This is a genomic window from Stenotrophomonas maltophilia, from assembly GCF_025642255.1.
Classification (GTDB): Bacteria; Pseudomonadota; Gammaproteobacteria; order Xanthomonadales; family Xanthomonadaceae; genus Stenotrophomonas; species Stenotrophomonas maltophilia_P.
The window spans coordinates 1,718,073-1,741,278 of sequence record NZ_CP106759.1 but is presented as its reverse complement, the minus strand read 5'-3'; the positions used below and the strand labels follow the sequence as shown (position 1 = coordinate 1,741,278).

At 61.6% G+C, this 23,206-nt stretch carries 24 protein-coding genes, 3 tRNA genes and 1 pseudogene; 8 read left to right on the top strand and 20 right to left on the bottom strand.

The window, feature by feature from the left end:
* Positions 1-12: 12 nt before the first annotated feature.
* The 6 genes and pseudogenes from N8888_RS08135 to N8888_RS08115 all read right to left on the bottom strand — a co-directional run bounded on the left by N8888_RS08135 (position 13) and on the right by N8888_RS08115 (position 2,355).
* Positions 13-87, bottom strand: a tRNA-Met gene (locus N8888_RS08135).
* A gap of 66 nt (positions 88-153) precedes the next feature.
* Positions 154-227, bottom strand: a tRNA-Gly gene (locus N8888_RS08130).
* A 432-nt stretch (positions 228-659) separates the two neighbouring features.
* Complete coding sequence (locus tag N8888_RS08125) at positions 660-1,373, bottom strand: hypothetical protein (protein ID WP_263178054.1); 714 nt, start codon at positions 1,371-1,373, stop codon at positions 660-662.
* Entirely contained in the window at positions 1,366-1,602 is a 237-nt protein-coding gene (locus tag N8888_RS08120; protein ID WP_263178053.1) for a hypothetical protein, read from the bottom strand. Before N8888_RS08120 ends, N8888_RS08125 begins: the two co-directional genes overlap by 8 nt.
* Before the next feature lie 106 nt (positions 1,603-1,708).
* A pseudogene (locus N8888_RS18810) lies at positions 1,709-2,050 on the bottom strand (RusA family crossover junction endodeoxyribonuclease); the annotation flags it as partial.
* Positions 2,047-2,355, bottom strand: coding sequence for a nuclease domain-containing protein (locus N8888_RS08115; RefSeq protein ID WP_171955606.1), 309 nt, complete (start codon positions 2,353-2,355; stop codon positions 2,047-2,049). The gene N8888_RS08115 and the pseudogene N8888_RS18810, both read right to left, overlap by 4 nt.
* A gap of 555 nt (positions 2,356-2,910) precedes the next feature.
* On the opposite strand from N8888_RS08115, the gene N8888_RS08110 reads away from it, so the two are divergent.
* Entirely contained in the window at positions 2,911-3,198 is a 288-nt protein-coding gene (locus N8888_RS08110; RefSeq protein ID WP_263178050.1) for a DUF4145 domain-containing protein, read from the top strand.
* Positions 3,199-3,206: 8 nt separating this feature from the next.
* On the opposite strand, the gene N8888_RS08105 is transcribed toward N8888_RS08110, so the two are convergent.
* The gene (locus N8888_RS08105) at positions 3,207-3,611 is read right to left on the bottom strand and encodes a recombination protein NinB (RefSeq protein ID WP_263178048.1); all 405 of its coding nucleotides are present in this window, start codon (positions 3,609-3,611) and stop codon (positions 3,207-3,209) included.
* Positions 3,612-3,709: 98 nt separating this feature from the next.
* Between N8888_RS08105 and N8888_RS08100 the strand changes: the two genes are divergently transcribed.
* On the top strand, positions 3,710-4,189 hold the full coding sequence (locus tag N8888_RS08100) for a tyrosine-type recombinase/integrase (RefSeq protein WP_263178046.1): 480 nt from the start codon (positions 3,710-3,712) through the stop codon (positions 4,187-4,189).
* 7 nt (positions 4,190-4,196) lie between these two features.
* On the opposite strand, the gene N8888_RS08095 is transcribed toward N8888_RS08100, so the two are convergent.
* Positions 4,197-5,114 (bottom strand): HEPN domain-containing protein, encoded by a 918-nt coding sequence (locus N8888_RS08095; RefSeq protein ID WP_263178044.1) that lies wholly within the window; start codon positions 5,112-5,114, stop codon positions 4,197-4,199.
* Positions 5,115-5,189: 75 nt separating this feature from the next.
* Positions 5,190-5,266: transfer RNA gene (locus N8888_RS08090), tRNA-Arg, on the bottom strand.
* Between the two features lie 109 nt (positions 5,267-5,375).
* Here N8888_RS08090 and N8888_RS08085 point away from each other — a divergent pair.
* The 6 genes from N8888_RS08085 to N8888_RS08060 all read left to right on the top strand — a co-directional run bounded on the left by N8888_RS08085 (position 5,376) and on the right by N8888_RS08060 (position 11,198).
* Entirely contained in the window at positions 5,376-5,966 is a 591-nt protein-coding gene (locus N8888_RS08085; RefSeq protein WP_263178042.1) for a phosphatase PAP2 family protein, read from the top strand.
* Positions 5,967-6,088: 122 nt separating this feature from the next.
* Positions 6,089-6,388 (top strand): hypothetical protein, encoded by a 300-nt coding sequence (locus tag N8888_RS08080; RefSeq protein ID WP_263178041.1) that lies wholly within the window; start codon positions 6,089-6,091, stop codon positions 6,386-6,388.
* A gap of 89 nt (positions 6,389-6,477) precedes the next feature.
* Positions 6,478-7,587 carry a polysaccharide biosynthesis/export family protein gene (locus tag N8888_RS08075; protein ID WP_128988627.1) on the top strand — a complete coding sequence of 370 codons (1,110 nt, stop codon included), beginning with the start codon at positions 6,478-6,480 and terminating at the stop codon, positions 7,585-7,587.
* Between the two features lie 10 nt (positions 7,588-7,597).
* Positions 7,598-8,287: a YjbF family lipoprotein gene (locus N8888_RS08070; RefSeq protein WP_263178038.1), complete on the top strand. Its 690-nt coding sequence runs from the start codon at positions 7,598-7,600 to the stop codon at positions 8,285-8,287.
* The gene (locus N8888_RS08065; RefSeq protein ID WP_263178036.1) at positions 8,284-9,057 is read left to right on the top strand and encodes a capsule biosynthesis GfcC family protein; all 774 of its coding nucleotides are present in this window, start codon (positions 8,284-8,286) and stop codon (positions 9,055-9,057) included. Before N8888_RS08070 ends, N8888_RS08065 begins: the two co-directional genes overlap by 4 nt.
* Positions 9,057-11,198, top strand: a complete 2,142-nt coding sequence (locus tag N8888_RS08060) for a YjbH domain-containing protein (RefSeq protein ID WP_263178034.1) — start codon at positions 9,057-9,059, stop codon at positions 11,196-11,198. Before N8888_RS08065 ends, N8888_RS08060 begins: the two co-directional genes overlap by 1 nt.
* Positions 11,199-11,243: 45 nt before the next feature.
* Here N8888_RS08060 and N8888_RS08055 read toward each other — a convergent pair whose 3' ends face one another.
* The 11 genes from N8888_RS08055 to N8888_RS08005 form a co-directional block, all read right to left on the bottom strand.
* Positions 11,244-12,191, bottom strand: coding sequence for a KpsF/GutQ family sugar-phosphate isomerase (locus N8888_RS08055; RefSeq protein WP_263178032.1), 948 nt, complete (start codon positions 12,189-12,191; stop codon positions 11,244-11,246).
* Between the two features lie 73 nt (positions 12,192-12,264).
* On the bottom strand, positions 12,265-12,816 hold the full coding sequence (locus N8888_RS08050; protein ID WP_263178030.1) for a KdsC family phosphatase: 552 nt from the start codon (positions 12,814-12,816) through the stop codon (positions 12,265-12,267).
* A 1-nt stretch (position 12,817) separates the two neighbouring features.
* A complete protein-coding gene (gene kdsA, locus N8888_RS08045) occupies positions 12,818-13,663 on the bottom strand; it encodes a 3-deoxy-8-phosphooctulonate synthase (protein ID WP_263178028.1) in 846 nt (281 codons plus the stop codon).
* A 22-nt stretch (positions 13,664-13,685) separates the two neighbouring features.
* Complete coding sequence (locus N8888_RS08040) at positions 13,686-14,240, bottom strand: DapH/DapD/GlmU-related protein (protein WP_263178026.1); 555 nt, start codon at positions 14,238-14,240, stop codon at positions 13,686-13,688.
* Positions 14,241-14,327: 87 nt separating this feature from the next.
* Entirely contained in the window at positions 14,328-15,302 is a 975-nt protein-coding gene (locus N8888_RS08035) for an EpsG family protein (RefSeq protein WP_263178024.1), read from the bottom strand.
* Positions 15,303-15,467: 165 nt separating this feature from the next.
* On the bottom strand, positions 15,468-16,766 hold the full coding sequence (locus N8888_RS08030; protein WP_263178022.1) for a lipopolysaccharide biosynthesis protein: 1,299 nt from the start codon (positions 16,764-16,766) through the stop codon (positions 15,468-15,470).
* Positions 16,763-18,109, bottom strand: a complete 1,347-nt coding sequence (locus tag N8888_RS08025) for a capsular polysaccharide export protein, LipB/KpsS family (RefSeq protein WP_263178020.1) — start codon at positions 18,107-18,109, stop codon at positions 16,763-16,765. Before N8888_RS08025 ends, N8888_RS08030 begins: the two co-directional genes overlap by 4 nt.
* A 69-nt stretch (positions 18,110-18,178) precedes the next feature.
* Positions 18,179-19,180: a WaaS/CpsH family glycosyltransferase gene (locus N8888_RS08020; protein WP_263178018.1), complete on the bottom strand. Its 1,002-nt coding sequence runs from the start codon at positions 19,178-19,180 to the stop codon at positions 18,179-18,181.
* 28 nt (positions 19,181-19,208) lie between these two features.
* Positions 19,209-20,342 carry an NAD-dependent epimerase/dehydratase family protein gene (locus N8888_RS08015; RefSeq protein WP_263178016.1) on the bottom strand — a complete coding sequence of 378 codons (1,134 nt, stop codon included), beginning with the start codon at positions 20,340-20,342 and terminating at the stop codon, positions 19,209-19,211.
* 104 nt (positions 20,343-20,446) lie between these two features.
* The gene (locus tag N8888_RS08010) at positions 20,447-22,657 is read right to left on the bottom strand and encodes a polysaccharide biosynthesis tyrosine autokinase (RefSeq protein ID WP_263178014.1); all 2,211 of its coding nucleotides are present in this window, start codon (positions 22,655-22,657) and stop codon (positions 20,447-20,449) included.
* 57 nt (positions 22,658-22,714) lie between these two features.
* Entirely contained in the window at positions 22,715-23,149 is a 435-nt protein-coding gene (locus N8888_RS08005) for a low molecular weight protein-tyrosine-phosphatase (RefSeq protein WP_263178012.1), read from the bottom strand.
* Positions 23,150-23,206 lie beyond the last annotated feature (57 nt).

Below are 23,206 nucleotides of genomic sequence, written 5' to 3'. Positions count from 1 at the left end.
TCCTCATTGCGGTGGCAGCAGCGACCCGACTCGAACGGGCGACCTCCGGGTAATGAGCCCGGCGAGATGCCGCTTCTCTACGCTGCAGGTAGGTGCCCGCCCCGCTGCCGGCTGGGCGCGAGGGTTGATCCGGTCGGGGGTCACGGGCGTAGATGGAGCGGGCCATGGGAATCGAACCCATGTGGGCAGCTTGGAAGGCTGCAGCCTGACCACTCGGCCAGACCCGCAAAACGAAAAAGCCCCGCGGGATGGCGGGGCCCTTCAAAGCAACAATGTAAAGCCTGTTAAGGCTTGATCCCGGCTTGGTAATTGTGCCGGTACTGACGGCCTTCTTCGTGCACAACTATCTCTACAGTGTCGCCAGTCCGGCTGTGATGGCTCATCGCTTCGTCCTCAGCCGCCTGCAGAGCCATTTCGAGATTCGGCCACCGTCCCGGCATCGCTCCGACGCCAAGATGACTGCCCTTGTTAAACATCCATTGTCCACCGAGCTTTCGTACAGACAAAGTGACTCGCATAGAAATCCAACTCGAACGGGCGCGGCTCATTCCGCGGAGCTGATTTTACAGCAAAGTCAGTGTTGGCCGGTGGCCAAGCCTCGCGATGGTAGGGAATCTACAGGGGATTTCGTAGAGTCAGCAACTCTACATTTTTGAAACCTACGCAGCGCGCGGCTGAGCTGGTTGGTCGCGATTGCTCAATGCGCGGGACAGCTGTCGCGCTGCGGCCTCACCGGCGTGATTCAACTCGGCAAGCAACCATTCGAACACGGGCTTCCAGCGTTTCGGATAGTCCGTAGGATGGCAGTCGATGGCCATCGCTCGCCGGCGATCCGGCAACGGCTCTATCCCGGTGCACCTGCACTCAGGACACCCCTTGTCGTTCACCAGTCCGGCGCCCTTGCAGTGGGGGCAGCGGTTGCCGCTGGAAAGTTCCGCCACCACTGCGTCGACCATGCGCGAAAGGTGCTGGTAGGTGTTCCTCGGCCAGGCGTTGGCGCGTGCGCTCGCCACCGCAGCCTCCCGCTCCCCCAGGATCCGCCGCTGGGCGTCGGACAGACTGCGCCGGCTCAGGCTGACCATTTCCTTGGAGAAGCTCAGATCCTCTTCGGCCTCGGCCAGTGCACGCGCTCGCCGGGTGAACTCGGGGCGCACGATTGCAAGCACCGCCTCGGCCAACTTAGCCCGATGCCGCATTGCCCCGTCCGGTAGGTAGACGGCCTCCATGACCTCACGGCCAAGCCCGGGCGGAACCATTCCCAGCGCGGCGGCGATGTCGGATGTCTGCAACGAGGGCGTGCCACCGCCCTGCCCGACATCAAACCTGCAGGTCTGGGGATTGAGCCGTGCCAGCAGTTCGCGTCGGTCAGCCATCTCTTCTCTCCTGTTGCATATGGTCCCGGCTTGGCCGGTCAATGGTGTAGCGCATGTGTCGGCGGTTGCCGGCCACCTGGACAAGCCCGGCGTCGGCCATGTTGCAAAGCGCCTTGATGGCCTTCCTTCTGTTGATTCCGCACGCCTGCATGCCATCGGCGATCTCGGAAGCGAGGTGCCAGCCGGGGTGCTCTCCCATCCAGAACCGGACAGCGGCGGCGAGGCTCATGGTCCGACCCGGCTGATCTCGATGACGCAACCAGGTGCATCGAGCGCGTCCGCCCCTCGCCCGGGTAGCGCTTCGCCGCGGTGCACTCCACAACTCGGGCGTCGTCGCGCCAGATGCCGGCGTCGGTCAGAGCGTCTTCAGTCGATCGCACGAGCTTGGACAGGTCGGGCAACTTACTGGGGAAGACCCTTCGGCGCTTCGGGGCGCTCAGCGGCTTGGACAACGTGAAGGTCATCCGGACTTGCAGCGGCTCGTCCAGCACGGCAAGACCCAGTGCCTTGCGCACCTGTTCGGCGGCCAGCTTCACGTCCTGTCGCCATGGGCGCACCTTCTTCGACGCCTCCACCAGTTTGGCGTGAACGAGCCCATCCCGGCCCTTGTAGGTGCCCTTGAAGGCTTTACTCCCCTGAGGTGCCGGGGATCCGTAGACCACGATCCGGATGGTCATACGGCCACCATGACCAGTCCGTCCTGCCACATGGCGAGAACGGTTCGTTCATGGCCGGCCTGCCAGATGAGGGCTTTCTCTTCCTCGGTGTATCTGCGGCCCTGATCCAGCTCCTGATGGCAGGCCCGGCAGCCACTGGCGAAGAAGCAGTCGTGGGCCTTCATCGCCCCACCCTTACCGTGCCGGCTCTGGTTGCTGTGGCAAGGCTCGCCGTATCCGCCCACGCAGACGCCAGGGATAAGGAGCGTGCACTGGATCCGATACGCCAGGTCCAGCAGGTCGCGGTCGCGGTAGTTTCCGTGCATTACTTGGCCGCCCTTCGCCGCTGTTCGCTGACGCATAGGGCGACCGCCAGTGCGGCCACATATTCGAGTCGCTGCCCCTCTGAGCATCGTTCATAATGCTCCAGCAGCCTCCCCGGAGTCCTGCAGTCGATCGTCCTCAGTTCCTCGGAAATTACCATTGACCGGACAGGAATTTCATTCATGGCAACTACCTTCGTGGGCACATGCCCACATTGCTTGGCGGAATCGGTCGGAATGTCTTACGTGGCGACCGCTGCTCCTAAGGGTGTCGATCCAACTGTCGTGTTTCGATGCAACGCCTGTAATGATCTCGTTTGCGTTTCCATCAGTTATAGATCCACGAATCATGGCTGGATAACGGGAGAAAATGGTGAGTTTCAGAAGGTTTGTCGTAGCCAGGGAGCTGAAATACGCAAGATATATCCAGCTCCAGGGCGACTTGAGGTCCCCCAGCACATATCCCCGTCGGTAGAAAGGGCGTACATACAGGGTGCCCACAATGCGGCGCGAGGCCATGCGGACGCCGCTGCGGCGATGTACAGAAAGGCGCTTGACGTGGCTACGCGAGAGATCGATCCCGCTCTGGCCGGAAAGAACCTCGCTCCACGAATTGACGCCCTTCATAAAGCTGGAAAGCTGACCGATGACCTGAAGGAATGGGCGCACTTGATTCGGCTTGACGGAAACCACGGTGCGCACGATGACGACGAACTGAGCGAAGAGGAAATTGCACAACTTGCGAGTTTCACGGAACTGTTCCTGACCTACACGTTCACTCTTCCGGCCCAGGTCGCAGCAAGAAAAGCCGCTGCAGCGGAAGCTGCAGCAGGTACTGCTGAATAGGTTCGTGCTCACGCAGCCTCCGAAAAATCGTGAGGATTGAACCCAAGACCGAGCAGCACGGTGTCGGACCAGCGAACCGGCGTGGCGCGTAGGCCCTGCTCTTCGGGGTGATCACCGATCTGAACCAGCACGGTGATTGCGTCGCATGCCATCGACCTGGTGAGCTTCAAGCTTGAGCCGCCGAGCATGATCATTCCGGGGGCGCCCTGCCCCCGGTCGATCGCCGGCATCAGGCGCCAACCCAGCATCGTGCCCGCCACCATGTGGCGCCAGTCGTCCTTCGTCAGACGCTGGCCGTGCCAGGACAGGCCCTCGGCCAAGTCGCCGCAGATGGCGTTGAGCATGCGCTGCTGCTTGGGGGTCATCATGCCTTCGCCGCGCTGCTTCCAGTCTTCGGGACGGATGGAGGTCACTCTGCTTCCCTCTTCGACAGCGGGCCGGCGTAGTGCGTGATTGGCACCAGCCGCATGCCCAGTCGCCATTGCGTCTGTCCGCGCGTGGCCGAGCGGCAATGCGCCGGCTGTATCGGGCGAATCCTGAGCGGGCGCCGCTGTGGCTCTTCATGGCCCACACCGGGCTAAGGCGAGGCGAGATTATCGGTCTGGAGAAGAGCTCAGTCGTGGCCGGGCGCCTCCTCGTGGAAAGCGATCCGGACGAAAGCGGCGAAGGCCGCACGAAGTCAGGGAAGTGGCGGGAGGTTCCCCTCAACCGTTATGCCAGATGGGCGCTGCGCCACCTGCCAGATCCGCTCGTCACCGTGCACAAGGACACCGTGTCGGACTGGTTCAAGAAGGATTCGGAGCTGGCCGGCGTCGGTGGGCATCTGCACAGGCTTCGCCATACGTTCTGCGCCCACATGGTGATGGCTGGCGTGCCATTGCGTCGCGTTCAGCTACTCGCGGGTCATGCAGACTATGCAACCACTGAGAAGTACTACGCTCACCTGACTCCAGATGGAGATGACGGCGCCGTCTCAAAGCTGAGGTACTGACTCGCTTCTATGCACCAAACAGAAGGCTTTCGAGCTCTTCCTTTGTCGGTACACGCCTGGACTCGATCATCTTTATGATGACTTTGCGCAGTAGCTCCAGCGATGCCAGCAAGTCGTCCGAGGAATGCTTTGGAGACCCGTGGGCTGCGGCAGACCTCGCGTCGTAGAGCTTCATGACTCGCTTGTGCTGGGCGATTCGCTCGGGCCCCGGACCTCTCAGGTAGGCGGCGATCATCACTGATACGCGAAACCTGAGCTCGCTATTTGCCCCCGTGAAAAGAGCTTCAAGTGCGCCCCAGACAGAGACCAGTCCAAGGGCAGAGCTGTGAACCAATTGAACGTTCGAAATTGCGTCCAACGCCAGGCTGAACGATGCGCTCGATTCAGCCAGATCGATCGCGGCTTCCCAGTGATCTCGAATCCACTCCAAATCCTTCAAAGCATCCCTTTCAGTCGCCGGATGCAGTTCGAAGTACCAGGGCTGAACCTCGACCGCAGAAGCAACCTGCACCCTCCCCTTTTCAGGCGCCCATTCAATTTTGTGAGGAGGGATATTGGACGCCAGGATCCAGCGAATCCGAGGATCGACCCACAGGCGAAGCAGCCCTGCGATGTATCGTGCCACGGCTCCGGAGTCAGACTTGGCGCGACTGTAGCCTGCGGGGATAAAAAGAACTGCCTCGGAATCGAAAGCGAACCCGTTCCCCGTCGCAGCCCAAGGACCGGGATGATGCCGGCCCGGTGCTGCTGGTCGCTTAACGGCAATCATCGCGCTGGACATGACATGCGTGTAAGCGGGGGCAATCGACAACCCACGGCCCAGGTCGAACGTCTGGCCTCCCAGCTGAAGAGACGACAAGCAGCAGTAGAGGTCCATCTTCTCAGGCTCTTCCATGGTCAGCACAGCTCGATTGAACTGTGCCAACTGTGCCAGAAATCGGCCTATTCACGGCGATATAGAGCTGAGCCTCTCTAAAGAAACGACGCAACTCATTGATTCTGGTGACCCCGGCCCGATTCGAACGGGCGACCTTCCCCTTAGGAGGGGGACGCTCTATCCAGCTGAGCTACGGGGCCTTGCGCAAGCGGTAAAGCATACCGCGTCCAGCTGAATGGACCAAGCCACCGCCGATGGCGGCGCCATCGGCGGCAGGTATGCTGGCCGCCCCCACATCAGTCCCACCGGATGTCCGAGTTCTGGCTTTTCCTCTCCAATTTGGGCGACAGCCGCTGGCTGCTGCCCATGGCCATGGTGCTGCTGCTGGCATTGCCGCGAAGCGAATCGTCCTTGAGGCGACGCTGGGCCGTCGCCATCGCCGTGACCGCCGGGCTGACCTTGGCCTCCAAGCTGGCGTTCATGGGCTGGGGGCTGGGCATTCAGCGTCTGGACTTCGCCGGCATTTCCGGGCACGCCGCCATGTCCAGCGCCGTCTACCCGGTGGTCGGCGTACTCCTGGCGACCGCCTTCAGAAGCAGGGCCTATTTTGGCGCTGCGGCCGGCGTTGGCCTTGCGGTGGCGATCGCCGCTTCACGCCTGCCGCTTCACGCCCACAGCCTGGCCGAGGTGATGGCCGGCCTGGCGCTCGGCCTGGCCAGCAGCGTGTGGGTGCTGCGCCGCGGCCTACCTACGGAACGCATACCGACGTGGGCGATGGGTGCTGCCGTGATGGCCGGACTGGCGCTGCCCCTCGCCGTTCCGGAACTTCACACCCACAGGTTTGTCATCGCGCTGGCCAAACTGCTTTCCGGTCGCACGACGGTCTTCGAGCACTTCTGATCTGAACGACCATCAGGCAGATGAATCCCCCCGGGAAAAACCGCCAGTTTCCTTGACAGGCCTCATTGTGGCTGGGACTATAGCCTTGGAAAATTTCCCTCACGGAGTAGGAGACCCCGTAGATGAAGAAGATGATTGCCGTTCTGGCCCTCCTGGGTCTGTCCTCCCCGCTGTTCGCTCAGGAAGCTCCGGCCTCCACTGACGGCAGCAACGAAGTGGCCACCACCGACAGCGCCAGCGCTGCCGCCTCCGGCACCCTGAACACTGCTGCCTCGATCGGCCTCGGCGTCGCCGCGGCTGCGGTGATCTACAGTGTCGCTGCTGACAGCAGCAGCGATGACGCAGGCAACGACAACGGCGGCGGCACCACCAACCCGCCGGGCGGCACCACCGGTTCGACCGGCACTACCGGCACCCGCTGATAGGAACGCCGCTGTAGTACCCACGCCCTCGCCGGGCGGTAGTTCGGCGAGGGCTTTTTCATGCCCGCTCGGGCCAGGAATGATTAACGATGGACTGCAAGCGTCTCGTCGCCACCATGGCGTTCGCCTTCACCCTGTCTGGCTGCGTGTGGGCCCCTGGCCAGCACATGCGTTCAAGTTCACTGGTGCGCGACAGCCAACAGGTTGGCAATGATCAGATTGAACTGATTCCGATCACGCCCAAGTTGATCGCGATGGATCGCGCGACCCAGGTCGCTCCCGGCCTCCCTGCCGCGTTGGCCCAGTACCAGCCTGGTCCTTACCAGATCGGCGCGGGCGACATTCTCTATATCACGGTCTGGGACCACCCCGAGCTGACCGTACCGGCAGGCCCGCAGCAGCAGCTCAGCGCAGCAGGCCGCCTGGTGAACTCCGACGGCACCCTGTTCTATCCCTACATCGGCAAGGTCACCGCTGCCGGCAAGACCCCCGCGCAGCTGCGCGAGGAAATCACCAGCAGGCTGGCCCGCTACATCGAAGCGCCGCAGGTTGATGTTTCCATCCTGACCTATGCCAGCCAGCGCGTCTGGGTCACGGGCGCCTCGCGCCAACCGGCCACCGTTCCGCTGACCGTCACCCCGCTGACCCTGGGCGATGCGATCAGCCAGGCGGGGCTGGACCCGACCCAGGCGGATCTGTCCGGTGTGCGCCTCACCCGCGAAGGCACCACCTATACACTTGATCTTGACCGGCTGGGTCGCAACGGTGGCGGCGACACCAACGTGTTCCTCAAGGCCGGCGACCATCTGTACGTGCCCTATCTCGACCGCAAGGAAGTCTTCGTTGTGGGCGAAGTGAACCAACCGGGCGCCATGAATTTCAAGACCGGCGAGATCTCGCTGAGCCAAGCGCTGGGCCGCGCCCGTGGCCTGCTGCAGACCACCTCCAACGGCAACGCCGTCTACGTGATTCGTGGCTCCAACGATCTGCAGGAGCGGCCGTCGCAGGTGTTCCATCTGGAAGCGAAGTCACCGACCGCCTTCGCGGTGGCCAGCCAGTTCAATCTGCAGCCGGGCGACGTCGTGTTCGTCGGCGCTGCCGGCGTGACCCGCTGGAGCCGCTTCGTGAACCAGCTGCTGCCGTTCACTGCCATCATCAGCAACGCGGCCAGCGCTCGCAACGATCTGGACAACAACTGACGAGGTCGGCATGAGCAGCAACGCTCGGGCGACGCTCGTCCTCCAGAGTCTTCGTGCAGGCGTGTTGGCTGTGCTGACCGTCGCCGCAGCAACGGGCTGCGGCGTGGTCAGCCGCAGCAGTGTCAAGGCAGTACAACTCGCCATCCAGGGCAAGCCCGATGTCGAGCCCACGGCAGAGGACGTTGCACGCAACCGCTATCCGCAGATCAAGGTCAATGGCCCTGCCGGCGGCGCCGTGCTCGTCCTGGGCGGCTTGGATGGCGGCCGCCAGGCGTGGTACAGCAACGAGCGCAGCATCGTGTTCCTGCGCAACGGCCTGGTTGAAGCAACGCATGGCGGCTCACCGGAACTGCAGAGCATGCGCATTGCGGGCCCAGATCCATTCGTCGACCTGCGCAGGGCGCGTAACGGCGACACCGTGCAGCGGCTCTATGACGTCATGCCCGGCTACCAGTTCGGTCAGCACGTCACCGGAACGCTGCATCCGCTGGGCCAGGAAAAGGTCGAAATTCTGGGACGCACGCGTGAGCTGCTGCACGTCCGCGAACGGTTGAGTGGCCAGGGCTGGAAGCAGGACAATCATTACTGGGTCGATCCTTCCAACGGATTCATCTGGAAGAGCGTGCAGGCCATCGCACCGGGCACCCGCCTGGAAATCATCCAGCTCAAACCCTATTCGCCGGATCTGCAGCCCCGATGAAGCAGCGATTGATCGGCCTGACGCTTGGCCTGACACTTGCCAACTCCGCCCTGGCGGCCCCCCCGATTTCCGTGGATGTCTCCGGCCACGTCCGCGCGCCAGGCGTGCACAGTCTGGCCTCCGGCGCGCGCATCAGCGCTGCTGCACTGGCTGCGGCCCCGGACGAGCAAGCCTACATGCTTGGCGCGGCCCTGCTGCGCACCGATGCCGTGTTGCCGCAAACACGCCTGAAGGCAGGGCTCCTGTTCGACCTGCAGACGCTTGCGGCCCTGCAGGATGACACCGACGTCGCGGAGGCCGCCGATCGCATGGCGCGCGAGTTCAACAACCTGCCCGTCACTGGCCGCGAAGTGCAGCTTCTCGAACCGCGCTCGCTGGAGGCCGCCCGCAGGCAGGATCGACCGGCCCGCGCAGGCGATCGGCTGATCTATCCCTCGCGGCCGCAGACGGTCACCGTCACCGGCGCCGTAGCGCAACCCTGCGCGATACCGCACGTTGCGATGCAGGATGCCCGCATCTATCGCAGCCAGTGCGCGTTGCTGCCGGCAGCCAGCCCTGACGATCTGTATGTGATCCAACCCGACGGCCGCGCCGCGAAGATCGGCATCGCCCTGTGGAACCGCAGTGCGCCCGTGGCGCTCGCGCCGGGTGCGGTGATCTACGTCCCCATCGCGGGCTCGGCCGTGCGCTCGATCGCCCCCGATATCAACGACGAAGCCGCCCGCTTCCTCGCCACCCAGGTGCTGGACGCGCCGGGAGTTTCAAACTGATGTCCCGTAATCGAATGCCGCTGGCGAGCGCCGCTGTGGCTCTTCTGAGCCTGAGCATCAGCGCTGCCCTGCACGCCCAGGAAGGCCCCGCCCCCACCGCCAGCGACTGGGGCGGCGTCGGCCTTCTGCAGACGCCAAGTGCGCGCATGAGCGATGAAGGCGAACTCAGCCTCACTGCCAGCCACACATCGCCTTACAGCCGGTACACGGTCGTGATGCAGCCATTGCCTTGGGTGGAGGGTGCGTTCCGCTACATCTCGGTCGCCAATCGACGTTATGGTTCTGAAGACCTCAGTGGCGACCAGAACTACAAGGACAAGTCCATCGATCTCAAGCTGCGGCTGTGGCAGGAAGGTCGCTGGCTCCCGGAAGTCTCCGTCGGTGCGCGCGATCTCGGTGGCACCGGACTGTTTTCCAGCGAGTACCTCGTCGCCAACAAGCGATTCGGACCGGTGGACGCCAGCCTTGGCGTGGCCACCGGCTACATCGGCAACCGTGGCGACATCGCCAATCCGCTCGGCGCCATCGACGACCGCTTCAAGGAACGTCCCGGCGTCAACACCCCTGGTGATTTCAACACCAGCGCCATGTTCCGCGGCCGTCTCGGCATATTTGGTGGCATCAGCTACCAGACGCCGTGGGACCGCCTGCAGCTGAAGCTCGAGTACGACGGTAACGACTATCGCAACGAGCCCCAGCGCAACAACCAGAAACAGTCATCGCCCATCAACCTCGGCGCGGTGTTCACGGTCAACAACAACGTGCTGCTGCATCTGGGCTGGGAGCGTGGCAACACGGCCATGGTGGGCATCACGCTGCGCTCGAACCTGGCCCAGGCCACGCCCATGACCAAGCTCCTGGACCCACCGCCAGTACCCCGCGGCGCTACGGTGAGCCAGGCAACGGGTGTGGAAGAAGCCCAAGCGGCCACCGCCACCACGGATTGGCCAGCCATCGCGCGCGAACTGGAGGACAATGCCGGCCTGCGAGTGAAGCGCATCGATCGCAGTGGGCAGGAGCTGATCGTCAGTGCCGAACAGCGCCGTTTCATCTATCCCGCGCAGGGCATTGGACGCGCTGCGCGTATCCTCGACGGGCACGCTTCGCCGGATGTCAGCTGGTGGACGCTGCGTAATGTGCGCCTGGGTCTGCCTGTCGTCGAGACCAGCCTCGAACGCAAGACGTTCAACGATTACCTGGACGACCGCACCGATCTGGCCGCGGTCAGCCGCCATGTCGAAATGACCGTTCCTTATGCCCGGCGGTCGGAAACGCTGTACGAAGCGCCGCTGAAGCGCTTCGACGGTGCGTTCAATGTCGGCTACCGGCAGTCCGTCGGCGGCCCGGATGGCTTCATCCTGTTCCAGGTTGCGGCGATGTATGGCGCGACGTTCCGCTTCAACGACAACCTGTGGTTGAGCGGCACCGCCAGCTACAACGCGTACAACAACTACGACAAGTTCAAGTACGACGCACCCAGCAGGCTGCCGCGGGTACGCACCTACGTGCGCCAGTATCTGACAACCTCCGACTTCACCCTGCCCAACCTGCAGTTGACTGGCACCAAACAGCTGGGCCGCGACCTGTACGGCATGGCTTATGCCGGCCTTCTGGAATACATGTACGGCGGCGTCGGGGGCGAGATTCTCTATCGGCCGATGGACGAGCGCTGGGCGCTGGGTGCTGAACTGAACTGGGTCAGGCAGCGGGATTTCAACCAGCGCTTCAGCTTCCGCGACTACAGCGTCGCCACCGGTCATGCCACGCTCTACTACCTATGGGGCGACCAGCGCCGCATCATCAGCGCGGTCAGCGCAGGCCGATACCTGGCCAAGGACTGGGGTGCGACCGTGTCAGTAGCCCGCATGTTCGACAATGGCGTGACGATGGGTGCCTACGCCACCAAGACCGACGTTTCATCGCGGGACTTCGGTGAGGGCAGCTTCGACAAGGGCATCTACTTCTCGGTGCCGTTCGATTTCATGCTGCCTCGGTCGACGCGCGCACGCGCCGATTTCATGTGGAACCCACTGTATCGGGACGGTGGCGCGCGCCTGGCGCATTCCCACAGCCTGTACCAGCTGACATCGGAACGCGATTCGGAGTTCTTCTATCGGAACTTCGACGCCATCGCGAAATGATGCTGACAAAGAAAGAAGGCGCCCCGCACGGGCGCCTTCTTCTTCCTACTTCTTGAAGACTCCGACCAGTACGTCGCCGTCAAAGACCAGCAGCGACGAGATCCTGCGTCGCTCCATCAGTACCAGCGCATCCTCGACCCGTGTACCCACGCTGACCTGCGCCGGCGACGCCGTCATCAGCTCGGCCGCAGACTTGTCGAACACCTCGCGACCATGACGCTCGAGCGCCCGGCGAACATCACCATCGGTGATGATCGCGTAGCTCGCGCCGGCCCGTACGATCGCCAAGCCCAGACTGGACCGGGTGATGGCCTGGAGGACATCCATCATCGATGCGGCTTCGTCCACTACCGGCAGGTCGCCGGCGACCATCTCATGCTCGACACGCGACAGCAGGCGCCTACCCAGCGAACCTCCCGGATGGAAGCGCGCGAAGTTCTCCGGCTGGAAGCCTCGCGCCTCCATCAGCGCAACCGCCAGCGCGTCCCCCATCGCCAGCGTCGCCGTAGTCGATGCGGTGGGCGCCAACGCAAGGGGGCACGCTTCCTGCGCTACACCCGCGTCCAGGTGGCAATCGGCAGCCTGCGCCAGCGTCGATGTCGCCCGACCGGTGATTGCCACCAGGAAATTGCCGTTGTCCTTGAGGAACGGCAGCAGCTTCACCACTTCTTCGGTTTCACCGGAGTAGGAAATCGCAACGAACACATCGGTGGCTGTCACCATGCCCAGGTCGCCGTGGAAAGCCTCACCTGGATGCATGAAGAAGCTGGGCGTTCCCGTACTGGCCAGCGTGGCGGCGATCTTGCGCCCGATGATTCCCGACTTGCCCATGCCGCAGATGATGACCCGGCCCTGAGAACCCAGCACCTGCTCGACTGCCTGGGTGAACTGCCCATCTAGCCTGCTGGCGAGCGCGGCGACAGCCGACGCCTCGATCTGCAGGACACGCTTGGCCGATGCGATGTGATCGGCGACTGATACCACGGAAGACATACCTTGTTTCCTTCTGATGATAATTCGCGGCGAACCTCGCTACGCCGCGCTTACCCGCGCAACCTTGCGCCGGCTACTGCACCGCTCCAGCGGCGCTCCATCCTGCTATGAGCGGCGCGTAGGCTGCCTGAAGATCCACGCCGCCCTCGGCAAGGACACGCTCGGCCACTTCCCGCCCCACGCCGCGGCCGCCTCGAGCATCCGTGACCACGTCGGCGGCGGCTAACACCAGAGGATGCGCGTCGGAAGGCGCATAGAAGCGCCCCACCCTGCCGGCTAACGGCAGGTCTACGACATCATCCCCGACATAGGCGATCTCGCTTTCGCAGACACCCACGTCACCACAGATGGCAGCCAGCGCGTCGAGCTTCTCCAGCCGGCCCGTCACAGCCACATCCATGCCCAGCTGCCGGATCCGGAAATCCAGGGACGGGCTGGCCTTGCCTGACAGCACGCCACAACGGATGCCATACACGCGCAGCAATGCGACCGCCAGACCATCGCGGACATTGAAGGTCTTGAACTGCTCGCCCTTGCCATCGATGTGCAGGCCGCCATCGGTCAATACACCATCCACATCGAACAGGACCAGCTTGATCGGTCCCTGGTACCTCGCCGATGCCATGTCAGGCAATATCAAGCTTGGGGAACGACTTCACCAGATCATCGACCGCCTTGATCTGCGCCAGGAACGGTTCGAGAGCGCTCAGCGGCAACGCGCTCGGACCATCGCAACGCGCATTGTCCGGATCCGGATGCGCCTCCAGGAACAGACCTGCCAGGCCAACCGCCATACCCGAGCGCGCCAGCTCCACCACCTGACGGCGGCGACCACCGGAGGCTTCGCTACCCGCATCGCGACGCTGCAGGCTGTGTGTCACGTCGAAGATGGCGGGCAGACCACCCGTGGCCTCGATCATCTCGCGGAAGCCGAGCATGTCCACGACCAGGTTGTCGTAACCGAACTGGGCGCCGCGCTCACACAGGATGATCCGCTCATTGCCGGCCTCGCGGATCTTGCTGGCGATGTTCTTCATCTGCGTCGGGCTGAGAAACTGCGGCTTCTTGATGTTGATGGCGCGGCCGGTACGCGCAATGGCGGTGACCAGATCGGTCTGGCGCGCCAGGAACGCAGGTATCTGCAGCACGTCGACCACTTCGGCCACGGGCGCCGCCTGGTCTACCTCATGGACGTCGGTGATCACCGGCACGCCGAAGCGGTTTTTCACTTCCTGGAAGATGCGTAGCCCCTCGTCCAGGCCTACCCCACGGAAGGAGTTGATCGACGAGCGGTTCGCCTTGTCGAACGAGGCCTTGAAGACGTAGGGAATGTCGAGCTTGCGGGTGACCTCGACATACTTCTCCGCTGCGAACAGCGTCGAGTCGAGGTCTTCAAGGACATTCAGACCGCCGAAGAGGACGAAGGGCCTATCATTGGCGACGCAGATCGAGTCGGAAATATCAACTTTCATCATAGCTCCCTAAAAACACTATTCAACAACGCTCCCACATGCTGCTGGCAGCGTTGTAACGTTTGACGATGCGCCCAGGCGTACCGACGATCATGCTGTGATCCGGGAAATTGCCTTTAACTACCGAATTTGCCCCGACCACGCAACCATTGCCCAGAATGGTACCGGCCTGGATGCGTGCACCGATACCGAGAAAACAATTCTCCCCAACGCGAGTCGGAGTGACCCTGACCGGCTGATCGAACACGGGAATACCAACCTCATCGAACGTGTGATCCGTATCGGTGATGAAAACTCCACCCGAAATGAGAGAGCCGCCACCAATATGCAACTCGGAACCGGCAATTACATGAAAATTCTGCCCTATCGACACATTGTCACCGATGAAAAGTCGCCCATCACCATGGCATTCGGCGCGCAACCCCGGAAATATCCGTACCTGCCTACCGATGTGCATCCGCCGAGCACCCAAGAGGAAGATCGGCCTGCCAATGTAACTGAGCCAACCGAACTGTCCGAAGAACAACTTGTATACGACCGCTCTTGCGGCCCAGAAAATCTTGAACAGATGATGCATTCCGCCTCCAGAAAAGGCCCATTCTGACCCTGCGCGTACGTGTCCGGCACCATATGCGGCGCCATGTCATCTCACGTGACGAAGCCATCAAATAGAAAGATACTCAATGAGATGATTCCTATGCTGATAGGCGCCCTCACCCCAGACGGCCACGACGAAGTACAGATTCACCACGCCAACCAGGAAAAGAGGCATGAACACCATCAGCTTGATGCGTCTCGAACAGCTGTACATCCAAACCGATATCGCGGGCAAAAACAGGTAGATGAACCGCATGAAAATGCTCATATACGCTGAAGCAAACATGGCCACAGCCGCTAGCAACAGGATCGGCATGTACTTCCTGTAGTCACCTACACGCCAAAGGAAGCCGCCCGCCAACAGCATCAGTCCAAACAGCACGAATGCGAATGACTTCCCGGCCCCCTGCTCGTACCACCCAGATTGGGCAGCACCCCCTGTGTAGTACACGATCTTTCCGGTCAGATAGCTTGTGTAGGTGCTGAAGTATGCAAGCGCCGCTATCGAAATCAGAGAGATTGCGACAAAGACTCCAATCCTCTTCCATGCAAGCGGAATCAGGAACAGGACAGAGGAAATGTGAAATTGACTCGCCACCAGGATAAGCAACGAGAACTTCTTGTTTTCCTGCGGGTAGAACCTGTCATAGGCCAGCGCACAGATGAGGCTGGCGGTCAGCTGCCGGATGGTGTTAAGCGGCAAACCAGGAAAAAGCATTAGTGGAATGAGCGCCAAAAGCATCCGCTCCGTGCGCCATCTACACAGCATGCAGAACAGCAGTAAATTCAGTGCGCTGTACATCCCGTAGAAGTACTTGAAGTCGAATCCAAATGCTCTTGACAGCGCCGCCAAGAGCTCATAGCCGATCTCAAAACCTGTTCCAAGCTCATAGTAATTCTCGTACATGGAATAATCATTTCCGTCGTACTTGAATACATACAAGGCAGCCAGCAACAGGAAGAGGCAAACCCTAATAAAGAGGCGCAGCCCGCCGCCATTTCCGGCTGTCGAATGCTTCAGGACGTCAGAAGAGAATCGCATCCGCAGCCCTCCCGCGGCTAAAGAAATGTAGCTTGGACTTCAAGCTCAACTGCAGCCTCCACGCGTCTTCACAAAAGCAAACAGCGCGAGGTAGACCACTCTGAATGACCTGATGCGCATTCCACAATCGTATGGCACTGTACACACCACCGAATCTATGAGTGCTCATCCCTGCCCCCCGATGACCCACGCCCCAACTACTCCATAGAGCGCGATAGATGCGGCGAGTAGGTAAGGATTCGTGAGTAGCACGCGATCGTTGAAGAAAATATAGGCGGCAAGCGACAGGCGAAGAATGAAGTAGAAAAGCCCACCAAGGAATGCAAACATCACAAGACTGTCTGCAGTCGCGGCAAGCCACTTCATCCAGACGAACAAACCCATCAGCGACATGGCCAGGATTAATGCCACCCTGGCCCTCCCGTTGATCTGCATGTACTCAAGCACTGGGCCGCATACACTGGAAAGTGCCAGTCCCGCAGACAGAATCAGCACCGCAGCCGGAAAATCCGGTCCGGCCACACCCAGAACCATCGGAATAAAGGGCGAGATGACCGCGATCCCGATCAACGCAGCGCATGACAACAACAGTGTCCGATTCTGCAGCGACCTGATGCGGTCCTGGCGGCCGACGTCAGCGGTCAGAGAGAGCAGCAATGGTTCCGACGTCTTGGACATCGCCATCGCCGGGAACATGGCGGTAAGGGCCAGCATGTAGACCAGATCGTACTCGCCGGCAGTCTCCACACCCATTACGGCGTTGATGATCAGGACGTCAACGCGATCGACTGCTGCCAGAAGCGCCACCGGCAATCCGATTACCAGCATCTCAGCGATCACGGATCTACTGCGGGCACGAGGCTTCGCTGGATCAGAGCCACCCTTCAGCGCCAGCCGCACGTGCTTCCACAACTGCAACAGTGACGTCCCCTGCGCGACGAACATCGCGGCAGATGCAGAGACCGCAGTCGGATGCAGCCAAGCGAACACAATCAGAAGCGGTGCCCGCAGAAGACGTTGATGGAAGTTCAGGTGGATCTGGGCCCTGGCAGGGGATCCCACATGCCTCCAGATCGTGTTGGCGAGGTTGTAACAGATGGTCAGTGGAACAAGCAGTACCCCTAGTGCGAAAACAGGGAATCCCACAGTGCCTGCGAATGCGTAGCGAGCGAGCAGTGGGTAGGCCAGAAGCAGGATGGCGGCACCGACTAAGGAGATCGTCATGACCATCCGCACCGTCCTGGCCACGCCCGCTGAGTCGCCCTTCTGGATCAATCGGCTGATCAGCCGTTCGCCCCCCAAAGCCAGGAACGGAATCATCAGTGTGGAAAAATTGGCACCTACCCGGAACTCACCGAACTCCGTCGGACTGATCAATCGGGTCAACCACAGGGTCGCGCCGAGCATCAGCGCGTTGCCAAGAAGGTTGGATGCCACTCCCCAGTAGATTCCCTTGGCGGTCATTCCGTTGCCACCAGGCCAGCAGGAACCCGCGCCGTGTCACACAGCAATCCTTCGGGCTCAACAACACGGTCTGCGATGACTGCTGTTGCGGCGAGATCAGCGTCAAGCCAATGCCCTTCGATCAGATAGCGCGCCTTTGCCTCGGCAAAGATCGCCTTAGGGTCACGCCCACCAACAAGCTCGCAGACCGATCTCTCCCTCACCGAATCAATCGCCGCGACGAGCTCCTCCTCTCGATCCACCCGCACGATGCCCGGAAGATGATCGTAGAACGCGCGCCCCAGCACGATTGAGGGCACATCGGACATGTAAGCATCGAAACCGGTCATCGAATTGACCGTGATCACCAGCGACGCACCCAACAGATCGTCCTTCAGTTCAGCACTGGAAAGCGCAACACCCGGGGTCTCCGAGATGAACTTATACATTTCTGCACTGTATTTACGGCGATACAGCGGGTGCTCGCGAACAAGGACATGCCCGCCAGACTGGCGGACAGCGCGCGTCGCCAGTTCGACGAACTGCGCATCACCAAGACCGAGAGGGTTATGGTGAATATTGTTCGCATCATCCGGGACCTGCAGCGCCACCAGCACATGCGGCGCGCTGTTGGTACCAGCGATCGCCTCTTGCTGCAAACAGGCAGCGTAGCGCCGCTCTGGATATCGGGGCATGGGCAGTGTTTCCCACTCTACCGGCAGACGCGCTACCGCCTTCAACGCACGGGACAGCAGGTGGTCCATGGCTCTAAACACCGGATTGCGCTTGAAGCGGGAACGCTTCTGCGGCGCCTCGGCGGAATAGCCCTCCCCCGTCAACGCCGCTACGTCATGACGGAAAGAACAGTTCGCATTGACGCCTTTGCGATCAAGAATCGTCGTGCCGCCCGGCCCCTGCTCGAAGTGGAACTTCGGCACATCAGGCCAGTCGCGGGCCAGGCAGAAGGACAACGCTTCGCAGGCGATCCGTGTGTCGCCCGACATGATGACGCGGTCCGGACGGAACTCACGCAGGATCTCCGACACGGCGTTGACATACTTCGCCGCTCGTTCGCGGACACGCAGATCGGGCCGCCCTCCCGCTCCGGAAAGGATGTACGAGTGATATGCGCCAATACGATCCAGTTCCGCCTCTTCGACGGCCTCAACTTCCGACGAGGCCTTGGTGGCCTCCCAAGGAAGCAGTCGAACTGCCTTCCGCTCAATGGCCAGGTAAAGATAGGCGCTTGGAAACAGCGCAAGGTGAAGGAACTCCGCCTCGCCGTCCCGCAGCCGGACTTCATCTTCGATAGCAGAGAAGAAGCGGGCAAAAGTATCGTAGTAGACGACGGTGAGGTACTTCATGCTAGGTAGCTTGTATTGGAGGAGCGTTCGAACGGAGGGGCGGCGTGACGCGTCACTGGGCCGCCCCGGCTATTTTCCAAGAACGCGCAGTACCCAATTCCTGGCAGAAAGTCCAACACGAACTGATTCATCGTGGGGGACGCCCTCACGCAGAATGAACTCGCGAGTCACTTTCGGCGCACGTCGGTCAATCAGGTACATGCCTTTCTGCGAGTAGACCTCGTAGTTGACGATGTCTTCGTTCGTGGTCACCAGCAACCGCTGTGCCCCGATCGCCTCGATCGTCCGCATCGTCAGACCCAGCTGACCAGGCCTGTTCACGTCGATCACGGAGCGACTCTCCGCGATGCGATCAACCACTTCGGACAGCGGCATTCCCTTGAAATCGATGTACTTCCTGGCGAAGCGACGGAAGCCGCCATCGAACAGCGCGCGCAAGCGGAAGAGCATGCGGGATGGGTAATAGCAGTAGACGAACACCTTCATCCCGTCCTTCTCAAGCTGATCGATGATCTGTTCGAGAACCTTGTAGCGGTCGGTATGGATGGTTCCGATGAAGCACGCGTCGTACTTGAACTCTCCTCTCCAGTTGGCAGCGCGCTCAAACTCCCTGCCATAGAACAATGGCAGGAACTGCATCTGAGGATTGGCATCAACATCGGCACGATCAAAGGAGAGAACGGCGTCGAACTTGCCCAACACCTTGCGTGCATTCGGGTTGTAATGCATCGAGTCCCAGAGGTACAGCACGAACTTCGCGCGCGAATGCATGCTGCGCAGCCGATCAAGAATGCTGCCGGACACAGCCTCGGCACGGATGATCAGCACGAGATCGTAGTCGCGATCGCGGGTCTGTTCGATGATGTCACCGTAGTAGCGCTCGATCTTCCTTGCGAGGAAGCGCCGGTCCACCCGGATGAGGGCCTTGGTCAGGAAGTCCGCCCCCGGCCTGTCGCTGAAGTAATCGACGACAGCTCCCAGCTGTTCAAGCTCACCCTTGATCAACTTCTCATAGCCGAAGAACATCGGCGCGATGAAAAGCACGCGCTTGCCGGCGAGTGACTCGCTCATACTGCACGCCCCGGCTGTACTGCGGAATTCACTTCAGCAGTCCCTTCGCGCGCATTTCGTCCACCGACCGCTGGTAACCGGAGTCTTCGATCTGTTGTGTCAGAACCCATGCGGCAAAGCGCTTCACGCCCTCTGCGAAAGTGACACGCGGACGGTAGCCCAAGGCGGCCTCAGCGCGGCTGAGATCGGCGAAGTTATGCCGGATATCCCCGATACGGTAGTTGCCGGAGATCCTGATCTCTCCTCCCTTGCCGTACGCATTCTTCAACGCGCTGGCAACGGTGATGACGTCGGTTGCCTCGCCGGTGCCGACATTGAACGCCTGACCGCTGACATCCGCATCGATTGCCGCAACGGTAGCCACGACCACATCGTCGATGAAAACGAAATCACGGGTTTCCTTGCCATCTTCGAAGATGTTCACATCCTTGCCCTGCAGCAGCAGAGTGGAGAAGATCGAGAGGATGCCCGTGTACGGATTCTTCAAGGACTGGCCTGGCCCATAGACGTTCTGGTAACGCAGGGCGATACCCTGGATGCCGATGGCGGACGCACCAACCAGGACCAGCTGTTCCTGGACCTGCTTGGTGATGCCATAGATCGAGCTGGGGTGGATGCGCGAGTCCTCGTCCGTGGGCAGCGGCGCCACCAGATCACCCGTCTGTGGATCACGGCATTCGAACACGCCATCACGCAGATCGGCATCGACACGTGCCCCGGGGTAGACCGGGCCGTTGGCTCCCTGGTAGCGGCCTTCGCCGTAGATCGAGCGGGAGGATGCCACCACCACGCGCTTGACCGACTCGCAGCCCTGCACCTTGTTGCCGATCAGATCGAGGAACAGCGAGGTACCACGAACGTTGACGTCGACATAGCGGTCGATCTCGTACATGGACTGCCCGGTACCCGTTTCGGCGGCCAGATGAACCACTACGTCCTGGCCCGGCAGGACCTGCAGCCAGTCCTCGCGCCTGCGCACGTCTCCCCTGACCACCGTGACTTCGGCAGGCAGAGAGGCCAGCAGTGCAGAGTCCTGCGGATTCTCGCCGTGGATCTGTGGCGAAAGATTGTCCAGGACCGTGACCTGGTCTCCCCGCGCAACCAGCGCGCGCGCCAATGCACTGCCGATGAATCCTGCGCCACCCGTGATCAGTACTTTCATGCCTATCTCCGCTGTATCTCGATTGCGTCGCGGGCCTGCAGGTCGCAGTTGCCGTGACTTCCCTGTCGGCGAGGATGCGTGGTCGCACCCTGCCCGCCTCCCGTTTATCGGGTCGACTTGTATTCGTAGTAGCCGTAGCTGTAGTAGCCGGTTGCACGGCGCTCGACCGCGTTGAAGATGGCGCCCTTCAGCTGAACGTTGTTCTGCTCGAAGCGCTTGCGGGCAAGTGCCAGCTCCTTGGGCTGGTTCAGGCCGAAACGCGCGACCAGCAGGCAGGTGCCGGCGTGATGAGCGATGATCGCCGCATCAGTGACCGCCAGGATCGGCGGCGTATCGATGATCACCAGATCAAAACGCTTTTCGACCTGCTCGAGCAACTCCGTGAAGTTGCGGTGCATCAGCAGTTCCGACGGATTCGGCGGTACGTCGCCGCGGGAAATGTAGCTCAGGTTGTCCAGGCCCTGGACCGTACGGATGGCGGTATCCAGGGGTGCTTTGCCGACGAGTACGTCCGACAGGCCCGGCGTCTGGGAGGCACCCAATGCCTTGTGCAGCGTGCCCTTACGCATGTCAGCGTCGATGATCAGCACGCGCTGGCCGGCTTGGGCAATCACCGCAGCCAGGTTGGAGGAAACGAACGTCTTGCCTGCATTCGGGCTCGAACCCGAGATCAGGACGATATTGTTCTTTGCCTCCAGCCGCGCGAAGTGCAGGCTGGTACGCAGGCTTCTCACCGCCTCCACCGCGAGGTCGGCCGGATCCTTTACCGCCAGCAGGTGCAGCTTGCCGTCGGCGCGGAACTTGCCACGCACCGAGTCGGACTGCTGGCCGGGGCTGACCGGAATCGACGCGTAGACCGGCAGGCCGATCTCCTCGATCTGGGAGGGGTCTTCAACACCACGGTTGAGCAGCTGCCTCAGCAGCACCAGACCGATGGAGAGGAACGCGCCCAGCAGGGTGCCCACCAGTACGACCAATCCCTTGCGCGGCTTGACCGGCTCGGTAGCGTCGACTTCGGCAGCATCGACGATGCGCACGTTGCCGACCGTGCCGGCACGCGCCACGTCCAACTGCTGAGCCTGGTTCAGCATCGCGGTGTACATCTCGTTGCTGACCTGCAGATCACGGGTCAAACGCAGCAGTTCCTGCTGGGCTTCCGGAAGCTGCTTCACCTGCCCCTGGAACCCACTCTTGCGGGACTCCAGGTCCCCGATCTGACGCATCAACGCCTGGTAGGCCGGGTGATCGCGGGTGAACTTGCGGTCCATCTCAGCCTGCTGCAGGCGCAGCTGCTGGATGCTGGTCTCGACAGCGACCTCCTGATCCAGCAGGCCCTTGGTCTGGAGCGTCAGGTCGACCGAATTGGCACGCATCTGGTAGGCGCTCAGAGACTTCTGTGCTGCGTCCACCTGGTTGCGCACGTTCGGCAGCTGTTCCTTGACGAACGTCAGCTGCGCCGAGGCCTCGGCCGAGTTGCGCTCAACGTTCTGCCTCACGTACGCCTGCGCGACCTGCTGAAGGAAGTTCTGCGCCAGATCGGGATCTGCGCTCTGGTAGGCCAACGTCAGGATGCCGGAATCCTTGCCCGACTCGCTGACGGACACCTCCTTCTGGAGCTCGTTGACGACCGTCAGGTGACGCTGGCGGGTCACTTCGAAACGCATCCCCGGGTGCGCGCGCATTTCGGCGACCTGCAGGGTGACGCCATTCCCGGCCGCAACCTTGCCGACACTCCCCTTTACCAACAGGTTGTCATCTTCATCGAACAGCTCGTAGCTGCTGTTCTCACCAACAACCAGCGTCAACGGGCGCGCCAGCAGGTGGCGCGGCACGTCAAGCTGGAAGATGTCCAGCCTTTCGCCGCCCCAGCCGAAACGGGCCAGGCCGAAACGAACATCCGCCAAGGTATCCGGCGCGCTCCGCTCGGCACGGCGCGCAAAGTACCCACCCAGCACCGGAAAGCGATTCGGCTCGACATCGATGTCAAGCTTCAGCGCGTTGACCGCACTACCCACGACTGCGCGAGAGGTGATCAACGCGATCTCGGTCGTCGCCTCGGGGGACCCCGCGCTCATTCCCAGCGACTGACTGATGTCGGCCAGGCCAGGCAGGCTGGGCACCTTCGATTCGACCTGCACGATCGCATCGGCGCGATAGATCGGCGTCGCCAACAGGGCGTAGGCCACTGCCGCGATGAAGAAGGCTCCTGTGATTCCCGCAATCCACCATTTGTGGTCAATCAGCGTGCCAAGCAGCTGACGCAGATCGATTTCATCGTTTTCGTCCTGCGCCGGATTACGGGTATTGGTTGTCATCTGTGAGAGCTCTTCAAATCAGGTATGCGGGATGTCGGAGGGTGGATGCGGCGGGCACTACATGTGCCGCGCCCAGCTCTGGACACCCTCGGCCATCAATGTATAGACATGCTCGAATGCCGGGCGTTGCTGGCGGTACGGGTCGGGGATTTCCCGGTCCTGTTGCCACTTGCCCAGCAGGAAGGTTTTTCCGGAGGCCTGCGGCGCGATCTCGGCGATCCGGCGCACATGCTTGCGCTCCATCGTGAGCACGAGATCAGCCGTCGCCAGAATGGCGTCGTCGATCTGACGGGCGCGATGCGAGTCGCCGGTGAGGCCATGTTCGATCAACAGTTCCTGTGCCGTGGCATCGATGCCATGGCCTACAAGTGCCCCCAGGCCGGCGGAGGACACCTGGATATCTTTGCCCTGCAGCGCCTGACGAAGCATGACTTCGGCGGACGGACTGCGGCAGATGTTGCCAACGCAAACAAAAAGAACGTTCTTGAACACTGACTCGAATCCTGTGGCATTCCGTGCGGCACCACCCCACCAAGGGTGGTGACAGCC

Coding starts and splice junctions, on each gene's coding strand:
- N8888_RS08065 (WP_263178036.1), top strand. CDS start 8,284: ATGAAGCAGCGATTGATCGGCCTGACGCTTGGCCTGACACTTGCCAAC.
- N8888_RS08100 (WP_263178046.1), top strand. CDS start 3,710: ATGCGCCGGCTGTATCGGGCGAATCCTGAGCGGGCGCCGCTGTGGCTC.
- N8888_RS08035 (WP_263178024.1), bottom strand. CDS start 15,302: ATGCGATTCTCTTCTGACGTCCTGAAGCATTCGACAGCCGGAAATGGC.
- N8888_RS08120 (WP_263178053.1), bottom strand. CDS start 1,602: ATGAGCCTCGCCGCCGCTGTCCGGTTCTGGATGGGAGAGCACCCCGGC.
- N8888_RS08070 (WP_263178038.1), top strand. CDS start 7,598: ATGAGCAGCAACGCTCGGGCGACGCTCGTCCTCCAGAGTCTTCGTGCA.
- N8888_RS08015 (WP_263178016.1), bottom strand. CDS start 20,342: ATGAAAGTACTGATCACGGGTGGCGCAGGATTCATCGGCAGTGCATTG.
- N8888_RS08060 (WP_263178034.1), top strand. CDS start 9,057: ATGTCCCGTAATCGAATGCCGCTGGCGAGCGCCGCTGTGGCTCTTCTG.
- N8888_RS08125 (WP_263178054.1), bottom strand. CDS start 1,373: ATGGCTGACCGACGCGAACTGCTGGCACGGCTCAATCCCCAGACCTGC.
- N8888_RS08025 (WP_263178020.1), bottom strand. CDS start 18,109: ATGAAGTACCTCACCGTCGTCTACTACGATACTTTTGCCCGCTTCTTC.
- N8888_RS08080 (WP_263178041.1), top strand. CDS start 6,089: ATGAAGAAGATGATTGCCGTTCTGGCCCTCCTGGGTCTGTCCTCCCCG.
- N8888_RS08075 (WP_128988627.1), top strand. CDS start 6,478: ATGGACTGCAAGCGTCTCGTCGCCACCATGGCGTTCGCCTTCACCCTG.
- N8888_RS08115 (WP_171955606.1), bottom strand. CDS start 2,355: ATGCACGGAAACTACCGCGACCGCGACCTGCTGGACCTGGCGTATCGG.
- N8888_RS08020 (WP_263178018.1), bottom strand. CDS start 19,180: ATGAGCGAGTCACTCGCCGGCAAGCGCGTGCTTTTCATCGCGCCGATG.
- N8888_RS08055 (WP_263178032.1), bottom strand. CDS start 12,191: ATGTCTTCCGTGGTATCAGTCGCCGATCACATCGCATCGGCCAAGCGT.
- N8888_RS08040 (WP_263178026.1), bottom strand. CDS start 14,240: ATGCATCATCTGTTCAAGATTTTCTGGGCCGCAAGAGCGGTCGTATAC.
- kdsA (WP_263178028.1), bottom strand. CDS start 13,663: ATGAAAGTTGATATTTCCGACTCGATCTGCGTCGCCAATGATAGGCCC.
- N8888_RS08010 (WP_263178014.1), bottom strand. CDS start 22,657: ATGACAACCAATACCCGTAATCCGGCGCAGGACGAAAACGATGAAATC.
- N8888_RS08085 (WP_263178042.1), top strand. CDS start 5,376: ATGTCCGAGTTCTGGCTTTTCCTCTCCAATTTGGGCGACAGCCGCTGG.
- N8888_RS08030 (WP_263178022.1), bottom strand. CDS start 16,766: ATGACCGCCAAGGGAATCTACTGGGGAGTGGCATCCAACCTTCTTGGC.
- N8888_RS08050 (WP_263178030.1), bottom strand. CDS start 12,816: ATGGCATCGGCGAGGTACCAGGGACCGATCAAGCTGGTCCTGTTCGAT.